This window comes from Lentzea sp. NEAU-D7 (genome assembly GCF_026242055.1).
Lineage (GTDB): Bacteria > Actinomycetota > Actinomycetes > Mycobacteriales > Pseudonocardiaceae > Lentzea.
In genome coordinates this window covers 191,127-205,742 of the sequence record NZ_JAPJDL010000010.1, presented here as the reverse complement: position 1 = coordinate 205,742, position 14,616 = coordinate 191,127, and the positions used below count along the sequence as shown (strand labels likewise).

16 protein-coding genes are annotated in these 14,616 nt (G+C 68.0%); 14 read left to right on the top strand and 2 right to left on the bottom strand.

Annotated features, from left to right (window positions below; translation table 11 throughout):
- Positions 1-3 precede the first annotated feature (3 nt).
- Positions 4-144, bottom strand: a complete 141-nt coding sequence (locus ORI60_RS21980; protein WP_266039676.1) for a hypothetical protein — start codon at positions 142-144, stop codon at positions 4-6.
- Positions 145-261: 117 nt separating this feature from the next.
- Here ORI60_RS21980 and ORI60_RS21975 point away from each other — a divergent pair, with 117 nt between their 5' ends.
- The 14 genes from ORI60_RS21975 (at position 262) to ORI60_RS21910 (ending at position 14,519) form a co-directional block, all read left to right on the top strand.
- Entirely contained in the window at positions 262-1,245 is a 984-nt protein-coding gene (locus tag ORI60_RS21975; protein ID WP_266039674.1) for a LacI family DNA-binding transcriptional regulator, read from the top strand.
- 109 nt (positions 1,246-1,354) lie between these two features.
- Entirely contained in the window at positions 1,355-2,692 is a 1,338-nt protein-coding gene (locus tag ORI60_RS21970) for an ABC transporter substrate-binding protein (protein ID WP_266039672.1), read from the top strand.
- A complete protein-coding gene (locus ORI60_RS21965; protein ID WP_266039670.1) occupies positions 2,693-3,550 on the top strand; it encodes a carbohydrate ABC transporter permease in 858 nt (285 codons plus the stop codon).
- Complete coding sequence (locus ORI60_RS21960) at positions 3,547-4,380, top strand: carbohydrate ABC transporter permease (protein WP_266039669.1); 834 nt, start codon at positions 3,547-3,549, stop codon at positions 4,378-4,380. The genes ORI60_RS21965 and ORI60_RS21960 overlap by 4 nt, the downstream gene beginning before the upstream one ends.
- Positions 4,381-4,391: 11 nt before the next feature.
- Positions 4,392-5,873, top strand: coding sequence for a glycoside hydrolase family 13 protein (locus ORI60_RS21955; protein ID WP_266039667.1), 1,482 nt, complete (start codon positions 4,392-4,394; stop codon positions 5,871-5,873).
- A 273-nt stretch (positions 5,874-6,146) separates the two neighbouring features.
- Positions 6,147-6,908, top strand: a complete 762-nt coding sequence (locus tag ORI60_RS21950) for a DeoR/GlpR family DNA-binding transcription regulator (RefSeq protein ID WP_266039666.1) — start codon at positions 6,147-6,149, stop codon at positions 6,906-6,908.
- An 86-nt stretch (positions 6,909-6,994) separates the two neighbouring features.
- Positions 6,995-8,329 (top strand): ABC transporter substrate-binding protein, encoded by a 1,335-nt coding sequence (locus ORI60_RS21945; RefSeq protein WP_266039665.1) that lies wholly within the window; start codon positions 6,995-6,997, stop codon positions 8,327-8,329.
- Between the two features lies 1 nt (position 8,330).
- Positions 8,331-9,260: a carbohydrate ABC transporter permease gene (locus ORI60_RS21940; RefSeq protein ID WP_266039664.1), complete on the top strand. Its 930-nt coding sequence runs from the start codon at positions 8,331-8,333 to the stop codon at positions 9,258-9,260.
- Positions 9,257-10,072, top strand: a complete 816-nt coding sequence (locus tag ORI60_RS21935) for a carbohydrate ABC transporter permease (protein WP_266039662.1) — start codon at positions 9,257-9,259, stop codon at positions 10,070-10,072. Before ORI60_RS21940 ends, ORI60_RS21935 begins: the two co-directional genes overlap by 4 nt.
- Positions 10,069-11,058, top strand: coding sequence for a zinc-dependent alcohol dehydrogenase family protein (locus ORI60_RS21930; RefSeq protein ID WP_266039660.1), 990 nt, complete (start codon positions 10,069-10,071; stop codon positions 11,056-11,058). The genes ORI60_RS21935 and ORI60_RS21930 overlap by 4 nt, the downstream gene beginning before the upstream one ends.
- A gap of 119 nt (positions 11,059-11,177) precedes the next feature.
- Positions 11,178-11,402, top strand: coding sequence for a hypothetical protein (locus tag ORI60_RS21925; RefSeq protein WP_266039659.1), 225 nt, complete (start codon positions 11,178-11,180; stop codon positions 11,400-11,402).
- Positions 11,381-13,255 (top strand): sensor histidine kinase, encoded by a 1,875-nt coding sequence (locus tag ORI60_RS21920; RefSeq protein ID WP_266039657.1) that lies wholly within the window; start codon positions 11,381-11,383, stop codon positions 13,253-13,255. The genes ORI60_RS21925 and ORI60_RS21920 overlap by 22 nt, the downstream gene beginning before the upstream one ends.
- Positions 13,252-13,896: a response regulator transcription factor gene (locus tag ORI60_RS21915; RefSeq protein ID WP_266039655.1), complete on the top strand. Its 645-nt coding sequence runs from the start codon at positions 13,252-13,254 to the stop codon at positions 13,894-13,896. Before ORI60_RS21920 ends, ORI60_RS21915 begins: the two co-directional genes overlap by 4 nt.
- A gap of 77 nt (positions 13,897-13,973) precedes the next feature.
- Positions 13,974-14,519 (top strand): radical SAM protein, encoded by a 546-nt coding sequence (locus tag ORI60_RS21910; protein WP_266039654.1) that lies wholly within the window; start codon positions 13,974-13,976, stop codon positions 14,517-14,519.
- Here the strand turns inward: ORI60_RS21910 and ORI60_RS21905 are convergent.
- Positions 14,506-14,616, bottom strand: coding sequence for a DUF397 domain-containing protein (locus ORI60_RS21905; RefSeq protein WP_266039653.1), 111 nt, complete (start codon positions 14,614-14,616; stop codon positions 14,506-14,508). The genes ORI60_RS21910 and ORI60_RS21905 overlap by 14 nt on opposite strands.

Below are 14,616 nucleotides of genomic sequence, written 5' to 3'. Positions count from 1 at the left end.
CTCTCAGTCCGTCGGCCGCGTGTACACGGTCGCGCCACCGTTCGGCATGCGACGAAACCAGTCGACCCCGGTCACCGGTTGGCTGGGCACGGGCGGCAGAGGTGGCGGCGGGTCGGGCACGGGCTGTTCGGGATGGGAGTTCATGGTGGTCTCCTCCCTTACCGGTCATCCGACTCTATCCAAGGAGCCGCCATCCGGGCGACGACCAGGTGGGTGGAGTGGCGTTGCAAGTGAGCGCAAGAAATTGCGTACACTTGCGCCATGACGCAACGGAGGCTGGCCGAGGTCGCGGCCAAGGTCGGGGTCAGTGAGGCCACCGTCAGCCGGGTGCTGAACGGCAAGCCGGGCGTCTCCGACGCCACGCGCAGTGCCGTGCTCACCGCGCTTGACGTGCTGGGTTACGAAAGGCCGACGCAGCTCAGGGGTGAACGTGCGCGGCTGGTCGGGCTGGTGTTGCCCGAGTTGCAGAACCCGATCTTCCCCGCGTTCGCGGACGTGGTCGGGAACGCGCTGGCGCAGCGGGGGTTCACGCCTGTTCTGTGCACGCGGACGGCCGGCGGGGTGACTGAGGCCGAGTACCTGGAGCTGCTGCTGGAGCAGCACGTCAGCGGGATCGTGTTCGCCGGTGGGCTGTACGCGCAGAAGGACGCCAGTCACGGTCACTACCAGCAGATGATGTCGCGCAAGTTGCCCACGGTGCTGGTCAACGCGGCTATCGACGACCTGGCGTTCCCGCGGGTGTCGTGTGACGACGCGGTGGCGGTCGAGCAGGCGTACGGGCATCTGACGTCGCTGGGGCACAAGCGGATCGGGGCCGTGCTCGGGCCGCCGGACCACGTGCCCAGTCAGCGCAAGCTGCAGGCGATCGACAAGTGCGGCGGGGCCGACGTCGAGCACGCGATGTTCAGTCTCGAGGGCGGGCAGGCGGCGGCTACCAAGCTCGTGCAGCGCGGGGTCACGGCGATCATCTGTGCGAGCGACCCCCTGGCGCTCGGTGCGATCCGGGCCGTGCGCAGGGCCGGGCTCGACGTGCCCAAGGACGTGTCGATCATCGGGTACGACGATTCGGCCTTCATGACCTGCACTGATCCGCCGCTGACCACGGTTCGGCAGCCGATCGAGGCGATGGGGCGGGCCGCCGTCGAGCTGCTGGCCAACCAGATCTCCGGCAACGCGGTGGCGCCCGACGAGTTGCTCTTCGAGCCGGAGTTGGTGGTGCGGGCGTCCAGTGCGCCGGTGAGGTAACAAGCGCAGTCGTCTTCTTGCGAGTTTTCGTCTGGATATTGCGTTCAGATGTAACGGCGCCTTATGGTCGCCGTCACATCGACGCGCTCGCGAGAAGGGCGGCCCCACCATGAAGAAGTCCGCTGCCGTGCTGATTGGCGGTGTCCTGGCCCTAAGCTCAGTCGGCTGTGGGAGCGGTTCCACGACCGAGCCCGGCGGCAAGGTCCAGATCAACATCAACGGTCAGCCGCCGCAGACCCAGGCGTTCGACCGCAAGGTCTTCGACGAGGACGTCGCGGAGTTCGAGACAGCGAACCCCGACATCGACCTCGTGCCGCACGAGGGGTTCATGGACCCGAAGACGTTCAGCGCCAAGCTCGCCGGCGGCCAGCTGGAGGACGTCTTCTACGTCTACTTCACCGATCCCGCGGCTCTCATCGCCCGCAAGCAGGCCGCCGACCTGACGAACTACGTCAAGGACGTCCCGCACTACGGCGACCTCAAGCAGGAGCTCAAGGACGTCTTCACGGCCGACGGCAAGGTCTACGGCCTGCCCACCGCGAACTACACGATGGGCCTGCTCTACAGCCGCACCAACTTCACCAAGGCGGGCCTGGACCCGGACTCGCCGCCGAAGACGTGGGACGAGGTCCGCGCCGCGGCCAAGAAGCTCAAGGACGCCGGCGTCACCGGGTTCGCCGAGTACAGCAAGAGCAACCAGGGCGGCTGGCACTTCACCACGTGGATGAAGTCCGTCGGCGGTGACGTCGCCCGCAAGGACGGCGACACCTACAAGGCCGACTTCAACAACGACAAGGGCAAGGAAGTCCTGCGCAGGCTCAAGGAGATGCGCTGGGACGACAACTCCATGGGCGACAAGCAGCTCCTGGAGATCGGCGACGTGCAGAACATGATGGGCGCCGGACAGCTCGGCATGTACCTGGCCGCACCGGACAACGTCGCCGCGATCGTCAACCAGTTCAAGGGCAAGTACGACGACTACGGCCTGGCCGCGATCCCGGAGCAGAAGGGCACCCTGCTCGGCGGCGAGGGCTACATGATCAACCCGAAGGCCACGCCGGAGAAGATCAAGGCCGGCCTGAAGTGGATCCAGTGGAAGTACCTGAACCCGGACCGGCTCGAGGGCAACCTGCAGAAGTACAAGGACCGCGGCCAGCCCGTCGGCCTGCCGATCCCGCCGATCGCCGACATCTGGACCGGTGAGCCGCGCAAGAAGCAGGAAGACCTCAAGGCCAAGTTCGCCACCATGCCGGTGAAGAACTTCCAGGCCTACGTGGACGGTTCCGAGAAGACCAAGGGCTCGCTCGAACCGCCGCAGGCGCAGCAGGTCTACGCGATCCTCGACAGCGTGGTGCAGGCGACCCTGACCAACGAAGACGCCGACCACTCGGCACTGCTGAAGGATGCGGAGACCAAGGTCAACGCCGTCCTGGCGCAGGTGAAGTAGGTGCGGCGCCACGTCACCGCGTACGGCTTCCTGAGTGCCGCGCTGGTTGTCTTCGCGGTGTTCTCCTGGTACCCCATCGTGCGCGGGGTGGTCCTGAGCTTCCAGCAGGTCAACTTCGTCACGAGTCCCGACTGGGTGGGCTGGGAGAACTTCGAGCGGCTCTTCGCGGACCCGCTGTTCGGGGTGGCGTGGCGCAACACCTTGTACTTCACGCTTCTGGCTCTGCTGCTCGGTTTCGGCGTCCCCTTCCTGACCGCCGTGGTGCTCAACGAGCTGCGGCACGCCAAGGGCTACTTCCGCCTGCTGGTCTACCTGCCGGTGATGTTGCCGCCGGTCGTGACGGCCCTGCTGTGGAAGTGGTTCTACGACCCGGGACCGGGCCTGTTCAACTCCGTCCTCAGAGGACTGGGGCTGCCCACGTCGCAATGGCTCGACTCCAGCAGCACCAGCATGATCAGCCTCGTGCTCGTGATCACGTGGGCGAACATGGGCTCGGCGACGCTGATCTACCTGGCCGCGCTGCAGACCATCCCCGGTGAGCTGTACGAGGCCGCCGACCTGGACGGCGCCGGGATCGTCAAGAAGGTCTGGCACGTCACGATCCCGCAGACCAAGTTCGTGATCCTCATGCTGTTGCTGCTGCAGGTCGTCGCGACCATGCAGATCTTCACCGAGCCGTTCATCATGACCGGCGGCGGCCCGGAGGAGTCCACGGTCACCGTGCTGCTCCTGCTGTACCGCTACGCCTTCTACTACAACGACTTCGGCACCGCGAGCGCGCTGAGCCTGATCCTCTTCGCGGTGCTGGGCGTCTTCTCCTTCCTCTACCTCAAGATCACGAAGAAGGCCGGCGCATGAGGACTCTCACCAGGGGAACGGGCCCGGTCTACTGGATCGTCCTGGCCGGCACGCTGGTCCTGTTCACGGCGGCGTTCCTGCTCCCGCTGGTCTGGGTGCTGCTCGGCGCGTTCAAACCGCCGGCGGAACTGGCGCAGCAACCGCCGACGATCCTGCCCCGGACCTGGGAACCGGGCGCGTACGTCGACGCCTGGAACTACATGGACCTGGGGCGGTTCTTCCTCAACACGTTCGTCGTCGCGATCGGCGCGTGGGCGGTGCAGATGGCCGTGATCGTCCCCGCGGCCTACGCGCTGTCCAAGCTCCGGCCGATCTTCGGCAACGTGGTCATGGGCCTGATGCTGGCGACGCTGATGTTGCCCTCGACGGCCGTGCTGGTCCCGGTCTACCTCACGCTCACCGACCTCGACCTGCTCAACAACCCGGCGGGCATCTGGTTGCCGGCCGCGGCGAACGCGCTGAACGTGTACCTGCTCAAGCGGTTCTTCGACCAGATCCCGGAAGAGCTCCTCGAAGCGGCCAGGATCGACGGCGCGAACACGTGGACGACCCTCGTCCGCATCGTGCTGCCGATCTCGCGCCCCATCCTCGCCGTCGTCTCGATCTTCGCGGTCGTGGCGGCGTGGAAGGACTTCATCTGGCCGCTGCTCGTGTTCCCCGATCCGGCGAAGCAGACGCTCAGTGTCGCGCTTCAGCGCTTCGCCCCGGACACCCCGATCAACCTCCTGCTCGCGGGCCTCGTGCTGGCGAGCCTGCCGATGGTGGCGCTGTTCCTGGCGTTCCAGCGGCACATCCTCGCGGGGCTCACCGCGGGCGGCGTAAAAGGCTGAAAGGACACCAGATGAGTTGGTGGCGCAACGCATCCATCTACCAGGTCTACCTGCGCAGCTTCGCGGACGGCAACGGTGACGGCATCGGCGACCTGGCCGGCCTCCGCGCCAAGCTCCAGCACATCGCGAGCCTCGGCTTCGATGCGATCTGGCTCAACCCGTGGTACCCGAGCCCGCTCGCGGACGGCGGCTACGACGTGGCGGACTACCGCGACATCGAGCCGGTCTTCGGGTCGCTCGCCGACGCCGAGAAGCTCATCGCGGACGCGCACGGACTGGGCATCCGGATCATCATCGACCTCGTCCCGAACCACTGCAGCGACCAGCACCCGTGGTTCAAGGACGGCCTGTGGGACCGCTTCCACATCCGCGACACCGAGGAGATCCCGAACGACTGGCAGTCGCGCTTCGGCGGCCCGGCCTGGAGCAGGCTCCCGGACGGCCGCTGGTACCTGCACCTCTACGCCGCCGAGCAGCCCGACTTCAACTGGGAGAACCAGGTCGTCCACGACGAGTTCGAGGACATCCTGCGGTTCTGGCTCGACCGCGGTGTCGACGGCTTCCGCATCGACGTGGCCGACGGCCTGGTCAAGGACTTCAGCAAGCCCGACGCCGACCTGCCCTACTCCGACCAGGACGGCGTGCACGAGATCTACCGCAGGTGGCGGCAGATCGTGGACTCCTACGACGGCGACCGCATCCTCGTCGGCGAGATGTGGCTGCCGGACCCGGTCAGGTTCGCCCGGTACCTCCGCCAGGACGAGATGCACAGCGCGTTCAACTTCGACTTCCTGTGCTGCCCGTGGAACGCGGGCGAGCTGCGCGAGGTCGTCGACAGCACGCTCGCCGCGCACGAACCCGTCGGCGCGCCGCCGACCTGGGTGCTCTCCAACCACGACGTCACCAGGCACGTCACCCGCTACGGCCGCGAGAAGACGGGGTTCTCCTTCGCGGACAGGCAGCACGGCGCCCCGACCGACTTCGAGCTGGGCACCCGCCGTGCCCGTGCGGCGATCATGCTCACCGCGGCGCTGCCCGGCGGCGTCTACGTCTACCAGGGCGAGGAGCTGGGCCTCTGGGAGGTCGAGGACCTGCCGGACGAGCTGCGCGAGGACCCGGTGTGGCACCGCTCCGGCTTCACCGACCGGGGACGCGACGGCTGCCGCGTGCCACTCCCCTGGTCCACGGAGGACGGTCCGAGCTGGCTGCCGCAACCGGAGAACTGGCAGGACTTCTCGGTCGCGGTCCAGTCGGAGGACCCCGGCTCGATGCTCTCGCTGTACCGCGAGGTGTTCGCGCGGCGCCGCGGCATCGACGGCGACCTGGAGTGGCTCGACCTGGGTGAGGACGTGCTCGCGTTCCGGCGCGGCGACACCACCTGCGTGGTCAACCTGTCCGGCGCGCCGGTCGCCCTGCCGGGCGTGCCGACGTTGTCCAGCGTCCCGCTGGAGGACGGCAAGCTTCCGAGGGACGCAGCGGCCTGGCTGAGCTAGTACCGGACCGGGTGGCGCTGAGCGGTTGTGGTCGAAACGTGACCACAACCGCTCAGTCGTTTCTGCCCACATGGCGGCGATACGGGCAGAACGGCACCGGAACTCGGGCATGCCCGCTCTGGCCGACCTGCGTCAACACGCCGTCACACACGGCGAACCGGGCATAATTCGGGCAGTATCTCACCCAGTTGTGGCACCCACCACAATGTTTCCAGGGTGTTTCATCTACGCACGGCCCGAACGGGCAACTCAAGAGCCGAATGGGCAGGTGACATGCGAGCCGAGGAACGCAAGCGGCGCATCCTGGCCAGGGCCCGCGCCGACGGCCGCGTCGACGTGGTGGAGATGGCGCAGGAACTGCGCGTGGCGCCCGAAACGGTCAGGCGCGACCTGCGCGTGCTCGACGAGCACGGCCTGGTGCGGCGGACGCACGGTGGCGGTGTACCGGTCGAGAGCGCCGGCTTCGAGACAGGACTCCGGTTCCGCGCCGGGTCGCACGTCCCGGAGAAGCGGCGCATCGCGAAGGCGGCCGCCGAGCGCCTCGACGACGCCGAGACCGTGTTCATCGACGAGGGCTACACGCCGCAGCTCGTCGCGGAGGCGCTGCCCACGACCAACCCGCTCACGATCATCACCGCGTCGCTGCCGACCGCGGCGGCGATGTCCGAGCACCCGTCGTGCACCGTCCTGCTGCTGGGCGGCCGCGTCAGGGGCCACACGCTGGCCACTGTGGACCACTGGACCACCAGGATGCTCGGCGAGATGGTCATCGACCTCGCCTACATCGGCGCGAACGGCATCTCCCGCGAGCACGGCCTGACCACGCCCGACCCGGCGGTCGGCGCGGTGAAGGCCAAGGCGCTCGGCGCGTCCCGGCGGAAGATCTTCGTCGGGACGCACACGAAGTTCGGCGTCTCCAGCTTCCACCGGTTCGCCGAGGTCTCCGACCTGGAGGCGATCGTCACCGACAGCGGCCTCTCCGCCCACGAGGCCCACCGCTACACCCTTCTAGGCCCCAAGGTCATCCGTGCTTGATCATCTTGTGCACTGACCGCCCTCACGATTTGGGTGCGACTTCCCCCTTCTTCAGCGCGCCCAAAAACCCTTGAAAGGAACCGACGATGTCGTCGATTCGCACACTCGGAGCCGCTACCGCCGTGTTGCTGCTCGCGTCCGCCTGCTCGGGTGCCGGCGGCGGGGGCGGCGGTGAGAACTCGGTGAACGTCCTGATGGTGAACAACCCGCAGATGCAGGACCTGCAGAAGCTCACCGCGGACAACTTCACGAAGGACACGGGCATCAAGGTGAACTTCACCGTGCTGCCGGAGAACGACGTCCGCGACAAGATCAGCCAGGACTTCTCCAGCCAGGCCGGGCAGTACGACGTCGCGACGATCTCCAACTACGAGACGCCGATGTACGCCAAGAACGGCTGGCTCGCGCCGATGGACGACTTCGTGTCCAAGGACAGCGGGTTCGACCAGGCCGACATCCTGGAGCCGATCAGGCAGTCGCTGACCGCGGCGGACGGCAAGGTCTACGCGCAGCCGTTCTACGGCGAGTCGTCGTTCCTCATGTACCGCAAGGACATCTTCGAGGCCAAGGGCGTCACGCTGCCGGAGAAGCCGACCTGGCAGCAGGTCGCGGAAGCGGCGCAGAAGGTCGCGACGCCCGAGGTGCGCGGCATCTGCCTGCGCGGCCAGCCGGGCTGGGGCCAGGTCATGGCGCCGCTCACGACGGTCGTGAACACCTTCGGCGGCACGTGGTTCACCAAGGACTGGCAGGCGCAGGTCAACGCGCCGGAGTTCAAGGAGGCCACCAAGTTCTACGTCGACCTCGTCCGCAACTACGGCGAGAACGGCGCTCCGCAGGCGGGCTTCGCCGAGTGCCTGAACAACATGACGCAGGGCAAGGTCGCGATGTGGTACGACGCCACGGTCGCCGCCGGTCTGCTCGAGGCCGACGACTCCCCCATCAAGGGCAAGCTCGGCTTCACCCAGGCGCCGGTCGTGAAGACCGACAGCTCCGGCTGGCTCTACACGTGGGCGTTCGGCATCCAGAAGGCGTCGAAGAAGCAGGACGCGGCCTGGAAGTTCATCTCGTGGGCGTCCGGCAAGGGCTACGAGGAGCTCGTCGGCAAGAACCTCGGCTGGTCGAAGCTCCCCGACGGCAAGCGCGCGTCGACCTACCAGCGCGCCGAGTACAAGCAGTCCTCCGGCAGCTTCTCCGCGATGGCCGAGGCCGCGATCAAGAGCGCGAAGCCGCTCAACCCCGGTGTGCAGGAGCGTCCGGCGCCCGGCATCCAGTTCGTCGGCATCCCCGAGTTCACCGACCTCGGCACCCAGGTGTCGCAGCAGATCAGCTCGGCGATCGCGGGCGCGGTGACGGTGGACGACGCGCTGAACAACGGTCAGGGGCTCGCCGAGAAGGTCGCCGCGAAGTACAAGGGACAGTGACATGGCTGTCATGACGCGGGAGCGGTCGGTCGTCGACCGGCCGCCTCCCGTCCCCCGCAAGGGCTACTCGAAGTGGGCGCGGCGGGCGCCTCTGCTGCCCGCCCTGATCTTCCTGATCATCGTGACGCAGCTGCCGTTCGTCGCGACGCTCGTCATCTCGTTCATGAAGTGGAACTCGCTCGACCCCACCAACCGCGGGTTCGCCGGGTTCGACAACTACGTCAACGTGTTCACCGACCCGGACCTGCGGTCGTCGGTCGTCAACACGATCGTGCTCACGGCCTCGGTCGTGATCATCAGCCTGCTCCTCGGGCTGGGTCTTGCGCTGCTGCTGGACAAGAAGTTCGCGGGCCGCGGGTTCGTGCGCACCATGCTCATCGCGCCGTTCCTCGTGGTCCCGGTGGCGGCGGCGCTGATCTGGAAGCACGTGCTCTACAACCCGGAGTACGGCCTGTTCAACGGCATCCTGAACTGGCTGGGCTTCGACGCCCAGCCGGACTGGATCTCCACCATGCCGATGAGCGCCGTGGTGCTGTCGCTGGTGTGGCAGTGGACGCCGTTCATGATGCTGATCCTGCTGGCGGGCCTGCAGTCCAAGCCGATCGAACCGGTCGAGGCCGCGACGATCGACGGCGCGTCGTCGTTCCAGATCTTCCGGTACCTGACGTTCCCGCACCTGCGCCAGTACCTGGAGCTCGGCGGGCTGCTCGGGTCGATCTACATCGTGCAGAACTTCGACGCGGTCTTCACGATCACGTCCGGCGGTCTGGGCACGGCGAACCTGCCGTACATGATCTACCAGACCTTCTACCAGGCCCACGAGTACGGCGAGGCCTCCGCGGCCGGCGTCATCGTGGTCGCGGGCTCGATGGTCATCGCGACGTTCGCGCTGCGCGTGGTGTCCTCGCTGTTCAAGGAGGAGAAGCGATGACGCCCCGATGGTTCAAACACGGCTGGGGTGTGCTCGCCTGGTTCGCCGGCATCGTGTTCTTCGCGCCGGTGGCCTGGATGTTCCTGACCTCGCTGCACAGCGAGTCCGACGCGGCGACGAACCCGCCCTCGCTGCTCGCGCCGATCACGTTCGACGGCTACGCGGAGTTCTTCGACTCCGGCGCGTGGCCGCCGCTGATCAACTCGTTCAGCGCCTCGATCGGGTCGACGATCATCGTGCTGCTGCTCGCGATCCCGGCCGCGTACGCGTTGTCGATCAAGCCGGTGGAGAAGTGGACGGACGTCCTGTTCTTCTTCCTGTCCACCAAGATGATGCCCGTCGTCGCGGCGCTGCTGCCGATCTACCTGATCGCGCAGTTCTCCGGGATGCTCGACAACATCTCGTTCCTCACGCTGCTGTACTGCTCGATGAACCTGCCGATCGCGGTGTGGCTCATGCGGTCGTTCCTTTCCGAGGTCCCGAAGGAGATCCTCGAGGCGGCCTCGATCGACGGCGCCGGGTTGCTCACGATCCTGCGCCGGGTGGTCGCCCCGATCGCCATGCCGGGCATCGCGGCGACGGCGCTGATCTGCTTCATCTTCAGCTGGAACGAGCTGCTCTTCGCACGGGTGCTCACCGGTGTCGTCGCCGGTACCGCCCCCGTGTACCTCACCGGGTTCGTCACCTCCCAGGGCCTGTTCCTGGCCAAGGTGTGCGCGGCCGCGGTCGTGGTGTCTCTGCCGGTGCTCATCGCCGGGTTCGCCGCCCAGGACAAGCTCGTCCAGGGCCTTTCGTTGGGAGCGGTCAAGTGAAAGCAGCAGTGATCACCGGCGTCGGGTCCGTCGAAGTGACCACTGTGGACGATCCCACCTGCGGTCCCCGCGAAGTGGTCGTCGACGTGGCGGCCTGCGGGTTGTGCGGCACGGACCTGCACATCCTGCAGGGCGAGTTCGCGCCCACCCTGCCGGTCGTGCCGGGCCACGAGTTCGCCGGCACGGTCGTCGAGATCGGTTCGCAGGTGAACGAGCTGAAGGTCGGTGACCGGGTCGCCGTCGACCCGTCGCTGTACTGCCACGAGTGCCGGATGTGCCGCTCGGGCAAGAACAACCTCTGCGAGCGCTGGGCGGCCATCGGCGTCACGACGTCCGGTGGCGCGGCGGAGTTCGCGGTGGCACCGGTGGCGAACTGCGTGAAGCTGCCGGACCACGTGCGCACCGAGGACGCGGCGCTGATCGAGCCGTTGTCGTGCGCGGTGCGCGGCTACGACGTGCTGCGGTCGCAGATGGCGTCCCGGGTGCTGATCTACGGCTCGGGCACGATGGGCCTGATGATGCTGCAGCTCGGCAAGCTGACGGGCGCGTCGTCGATCGAGGTCGTGGACCTCAACGAGGAGCGCCTGAAGACCGCCGTCCAGCTCGGTGTCACGGGCGTGGCGTCCTCGGCGGACGAACTGGACCGGCCGCAGGGCTGGGACGTCGTCATCGACGCCACCGGCAACGAGAAGGCCATCCAGGACGGTCTCGGCCGGGTCGCGAAGGGAGGCACGTTCCTCCAGTTCGGTGTCTCGGACTACTCGGCCCGCGTGACCATCGAGCCGTACCGGATCTACAACCAGGAGATCACCATCACCGGCTCGATGGCGGTGCTGCACTCGTTCGAACGGGCGGCTGACCTGTTCGCGACCGGGGTGCTGGACCCCGAGATCTTCATCAGTGACAGGGTGCCGCTGGACGACTACGCCAAGGCGTTGGACCAGTTCAAGGCCGGTGTCGGGCGCAAGATCCAGGTCCTGCCGTGAGCTGATCCGAGAAAGTTCTCAGAAGTTCGTGGGCACTCGTGTATCCAGACGAGTGCCCACGACTCCTTCCAGGCATGTCGAAGTCCGGGCAGAAAGTAACGCCGCCGTACTTTTCGCACATGTCCGACGAAGAGCTCCTCGCCTGGTACGCGGAGCTTCAGGTGCGCGCCATGAACGCGCCACCTGGGGACGTCGATTTCGATCACACCCACAAGCCCGCCCAGCCGCGGACCGTGGAAGAGCTCCGCCACCGGATCATGACCTTCCAGGGCTGGCCGGGAGGTCTCTCCACGCTGGACTCCGGTTCGCCGTTCCACAACCTGTGGCACTGGCTCAGCGACTGACCCGGCGCGAGGTCACCCTCGCCCGGGTCATCGGCGTTCTGGTGGCCGCCTGTGTGCTCTACGCCGTCGTGCACACAGCGGTCACCGGCGCCGTCTCACATCCGCGGAACTGGCTGGTCGCGTTCGCCTGCACCCTGCTCGGGGTGCGGGTGATCGGCCACGTCCGCAGGTCGTCCGTCGGGTGGTTGCTGCTGGCGATGGGCGTGTTCGGCGCCGTCGCCATCGCGGTCGCGGGTCAGCCCGCCGACCATCCCGCCCGATGGGTCGAGGCGTGGGTCTGGTGGCCCACGTACGCGCTGCTGCCCGCTGTGGCACTGGTCTTCCCGAACGGCAGGCCCCTGAGCAACCGCTGGTGGATCGCCATCGGCGCGTCGCTGTTCAGCGCCGTCGCCGGCACCATCGGGATCGCCTGGGCGTCGTGGGGCGATCCCGCCTCGTTCTGGCAGAGCAGTGGTGGCGGGGTCGCGAAGACGATCACGCTGGTCGCCGTCCTCGCGGCCGGGGTCTCCGTGCTCGCGGCCGTGGTGTCCCTGGCTCTGCGGTGGCGGAGGGCCGAGGGGGACGAACGCCGTTTGCTGGTGTGGGCGTTCGCGCTGCTGACGCTGGCCGGCGTGGCGACCGTGGTGGAGACGACGGACGGGCACATCGCGTGGATCGTCGGTGTGCTGGCGTTCCCGGCCGCCGCGGTCATCGCCATCCTGCGGTACGGCCTGTACGACATCAGCCTGCTCATCCACCGGTCGCTGCTCTACGGCTCGCTGACCGTGGTGCTGCTGCTGGTCTACCTCGGCGTGATGGTCGGGGCGGGCCAGCTGTTCGCGAAGGACGCCGAGGTGATCGGGGTCGTGGCCGCGGGACTGGTGTTCGCGCCGATCCGCAGCTGGGTGCAGCGCAGGCTCGACCGGTGGCTGTACGGCGAGCGCTCTGATCCTTATGCGACGTTGTCCACGTTGAGCGAGAAGCTCGAACAGTCGCAGGACGTGCTGGCGACCGTGGCCCAGACGGTCGCCGAGTCGTTGAAGCTGCCGTACGTGGCGATCCGCGGCGGGTCGGTGCTGGCCGAGCACGGACGCAGCCGCGGCTGGCCGCAGTTGCGCTTCCCCATGACGTACCGAGGCTCCTCGGTCGGTGATCTCGTGGTCGAGCCGCGTGCGCCCGACGAGCGGTTGAGCGATCGCGAACTGAGCCTGCTCGTCGACCTCGCCCGGTCCACGGCCCCCGCCGCGCAGTCGATCAAGCTGACCGCCGACCTGCAGCTCGCCCGCGAACGGCTGGTGCGCGCCCGCGAGGAGGAACGGCTGCGGCTGCGGCGCGACCTGCACGACGGCGTGGGACCGGCGCTGGTCGGGATCCGGTTGCAGCTCAAGGCGTTGCGCCGCTCGCTGGGCGACGTGCTGGACCCGGTGCTGGCCGACGTCGACACGACCGCCGTCGAGGTGCGCAGCCTCGTGGACGGGCTGCGGCCGCCGATCCTCGACCAGGGCCTGGCCCTGGCCGTGCGCGACGAGGCCGCCCGCTTCGGCGGTGACCTGCGCGTCGAGGTGCGGGCCGAGCAGATCGACGGGCTGTCCGCCGCCGTCGAGGTCGCGGCCTACCGGATCGTCGCGGAGGCGTTGACCAACACCGCGCGCCACTCCGGAGCGTCGACCTGCGTGATCACCGTGCGGACCGACGGCGACCTGGTCGTGGAGATCGTGGACGACGGACGCGGGGTCGCGGCCGGCGCCAAGCCGGGCGTGGGGCTCGATTCGATGCGGGAACGCTGCGCGGAGCTGGGTGGATCGTGCACAGTGGGACCCGCGGAACCACACGGCACGCGGGTGGTGGCGCGGATCCCGTTGGAGGCCCAGTGACGCGGGTTGTGATCGCAGACGACCACCCGGTGTTCCGGCGCGGCTTGAAGGCGTTGCTGGACGGCGAGGACGGTCTCGAGGTCGTCGGTGACGCCGCCGACGGGCAGGAGGCCGTGCAGGTCGTCCTGGACCTCGCGCCGGACGTCGTCGTGATGGACCTGCACATGCCCGTCCTGGGCGGTGTCGAGGCCGCGAAGCAGATCCAGGAGGCACTGCCGCACGTCGGCGTCCTCGTGCTGACGATGCACGAGGACGACGAGCTCGTGTTCGCGGCGATGAAGGCCGGGGCGCGCGGCTACCTCGTCAAGACGACGGACGACGACGAGATCGTGCGCGCGGTGCAGGCGATAGGAGCCGGCGAGGCGATCTTCAGCGCCACGATCGCCCAGCGGATGATGGGCTACTTCACCGCGATCTCGTCGTCCAAGGCCGTGCTGTTCCCGCAGCTCACGGACCGGGAGAGGGACGTGCTGGAGCTGATGGCGTCCGGCCTGGACAACCCGTCGATCGCGCACAGGCTGAGCCTGTCGGGCAAGACCGTCCGCAACCGGGTGTCCGCGATCTTCACCAAGCTGCAGGTGGCCGATCGCGCGCAGGCGATCGTCCGCGCCCGCGAGGCCGGGCTGGGAAGTCCCCGCTAGGTCGGGACAACGGTCACCTGACGACGGGACTCCGCCCCCGATTGGATCGGCGTATCCGCCGAAGGGGGCCCGATCGCATGGACATCACCTGGGACGTCGCACACGCGCGGCTCAGCCACGACCGAATGCTGCACATCGCACAGGCGCTCATCTCGATGCGCCCCGAGACCGTCACGCTGGGCGGCGGCGAGCCGCTGGGAGTGCCCGGCCTGTTCGAGATCGTCGAACTGTTCCGCGACGCCGGCATCGACGTCGTCCTGCGCACGTCCGGCAAGTCGCTGCACCCGTCGATGGTGCGGACGCTGCTGCTGTCGTGCTCGCGCATCGAGGTGTGCGCGATGGCGTTCACGCACGCCATGCACGCGTTGCACCTGCTCGACATCGGCGCGGGCAAGCTCGACCGGCACGCCGTGTTCGGCCTCGACGCCACCGGCATCCGGCGCGGCTTCGACCGCCTGGAGGACTTCTGCGCCACCACCGCGTTCGAACTGCCCCGGCTGGGGTTCATCGCGTTCAGCGACACGCTCGGCTCGGACCACGCGCAGTACCTGCAGTCGCTCGCCCCTCAGACCGTGCGGGTGACGGTCGAGACCGCGAACACGTCGGTGGTCAGAGCGAGTTGACCAGGGCGCGCCAGGCAGAGGTGGAGAACGCGAGCACCGCACCGCTCGCGTTCTTCGTGTCCCGGACGAGCGCGTCCTGGGCCAGCGACACCTCCAC

Excerpts from the sequence above, each read along its gene's own strand:
- ORI60_RS21925 (WP_266039659.1), top strand. The coding sequence starts at position 11,178 with ATGTCCGACGAAGAGCTCCTCGCCTGGTACGCGGAGCTTCAGGTGCGC.
- ORI60_RS21910 (WP_266039654.1), top strand. The coding sequence starts at position 13,974 with ATGGACATCACCTGGGACGTCGCACACGCGCGGCTCAGCCACGACCGA.
- ORI60_RS21935 (WP_266039662.1), top strand. The coding sequence starts at position 9,257 with ATGACGCCCCGATGGTTCAAACACGGCTGGGGTGTGCTCGCCTGGTTC.
- ORI60_RS21950 (WP_266039666.1), top strand. The coding sequence starts at position 6,147 with ATGCGAGCCGAGGAACGCAAGCGGCGCATCCTGGCCAGGGCCCGCGCC.
- ORI60_RS21940 (WP_266039664.1), top strand. The coding sequence starts at position 8,331 with ATGGCTGTCATGACGCGGGAGCGGTCGGTCGTCGACCGGCCGCCTCCC.
- ORI60_RS21945 (WP_266039665.1), top strand. The coding sequence starts at position 6,995 with ATGTCGTCGATTCGCACACTCGGAGCCGCTACCGCCGTGTTGCTGCTC.
- ORI60_RS21975 (WP_266039674.1), top strand. The coding sequence starts at position 262 with ATGACGCAACGGAGGCTGGCCGAGGTCGCGGCCAAGGTCGGGGTCAGT.
- ORI60_RS21980 (WP_266039676.1), bottom strand. The coding sequence starts at position 144 with ATGAACTCCCATCCCGAACAGCCCGTGCCCGACCCGCCGCCACCTCTG.
- ORI60_RS21955 (WP_266039667.1), top strand. The coding sequence starts at position 4,392 with ATGAGTTGGTGGCGCAACGCATCCATCTACCAGGTCTACCTGCGCAGC.
- ORI60_RS21960 (WP_266039669.1), top strand. The coding sequence starts at position 3,547 with ATGAGGACTCTCACCAGGGGAACGGGCCCGGTCTACTGGATCGTCCTG.
- ORI60_RS21970 (WP_266039672.1), top strand. The coding sequence starts at position 1,355 with ATGAAGAAGTCCGCTGCCGTGCTGATTGGCGGTGTCCTGGCCCTAAGC.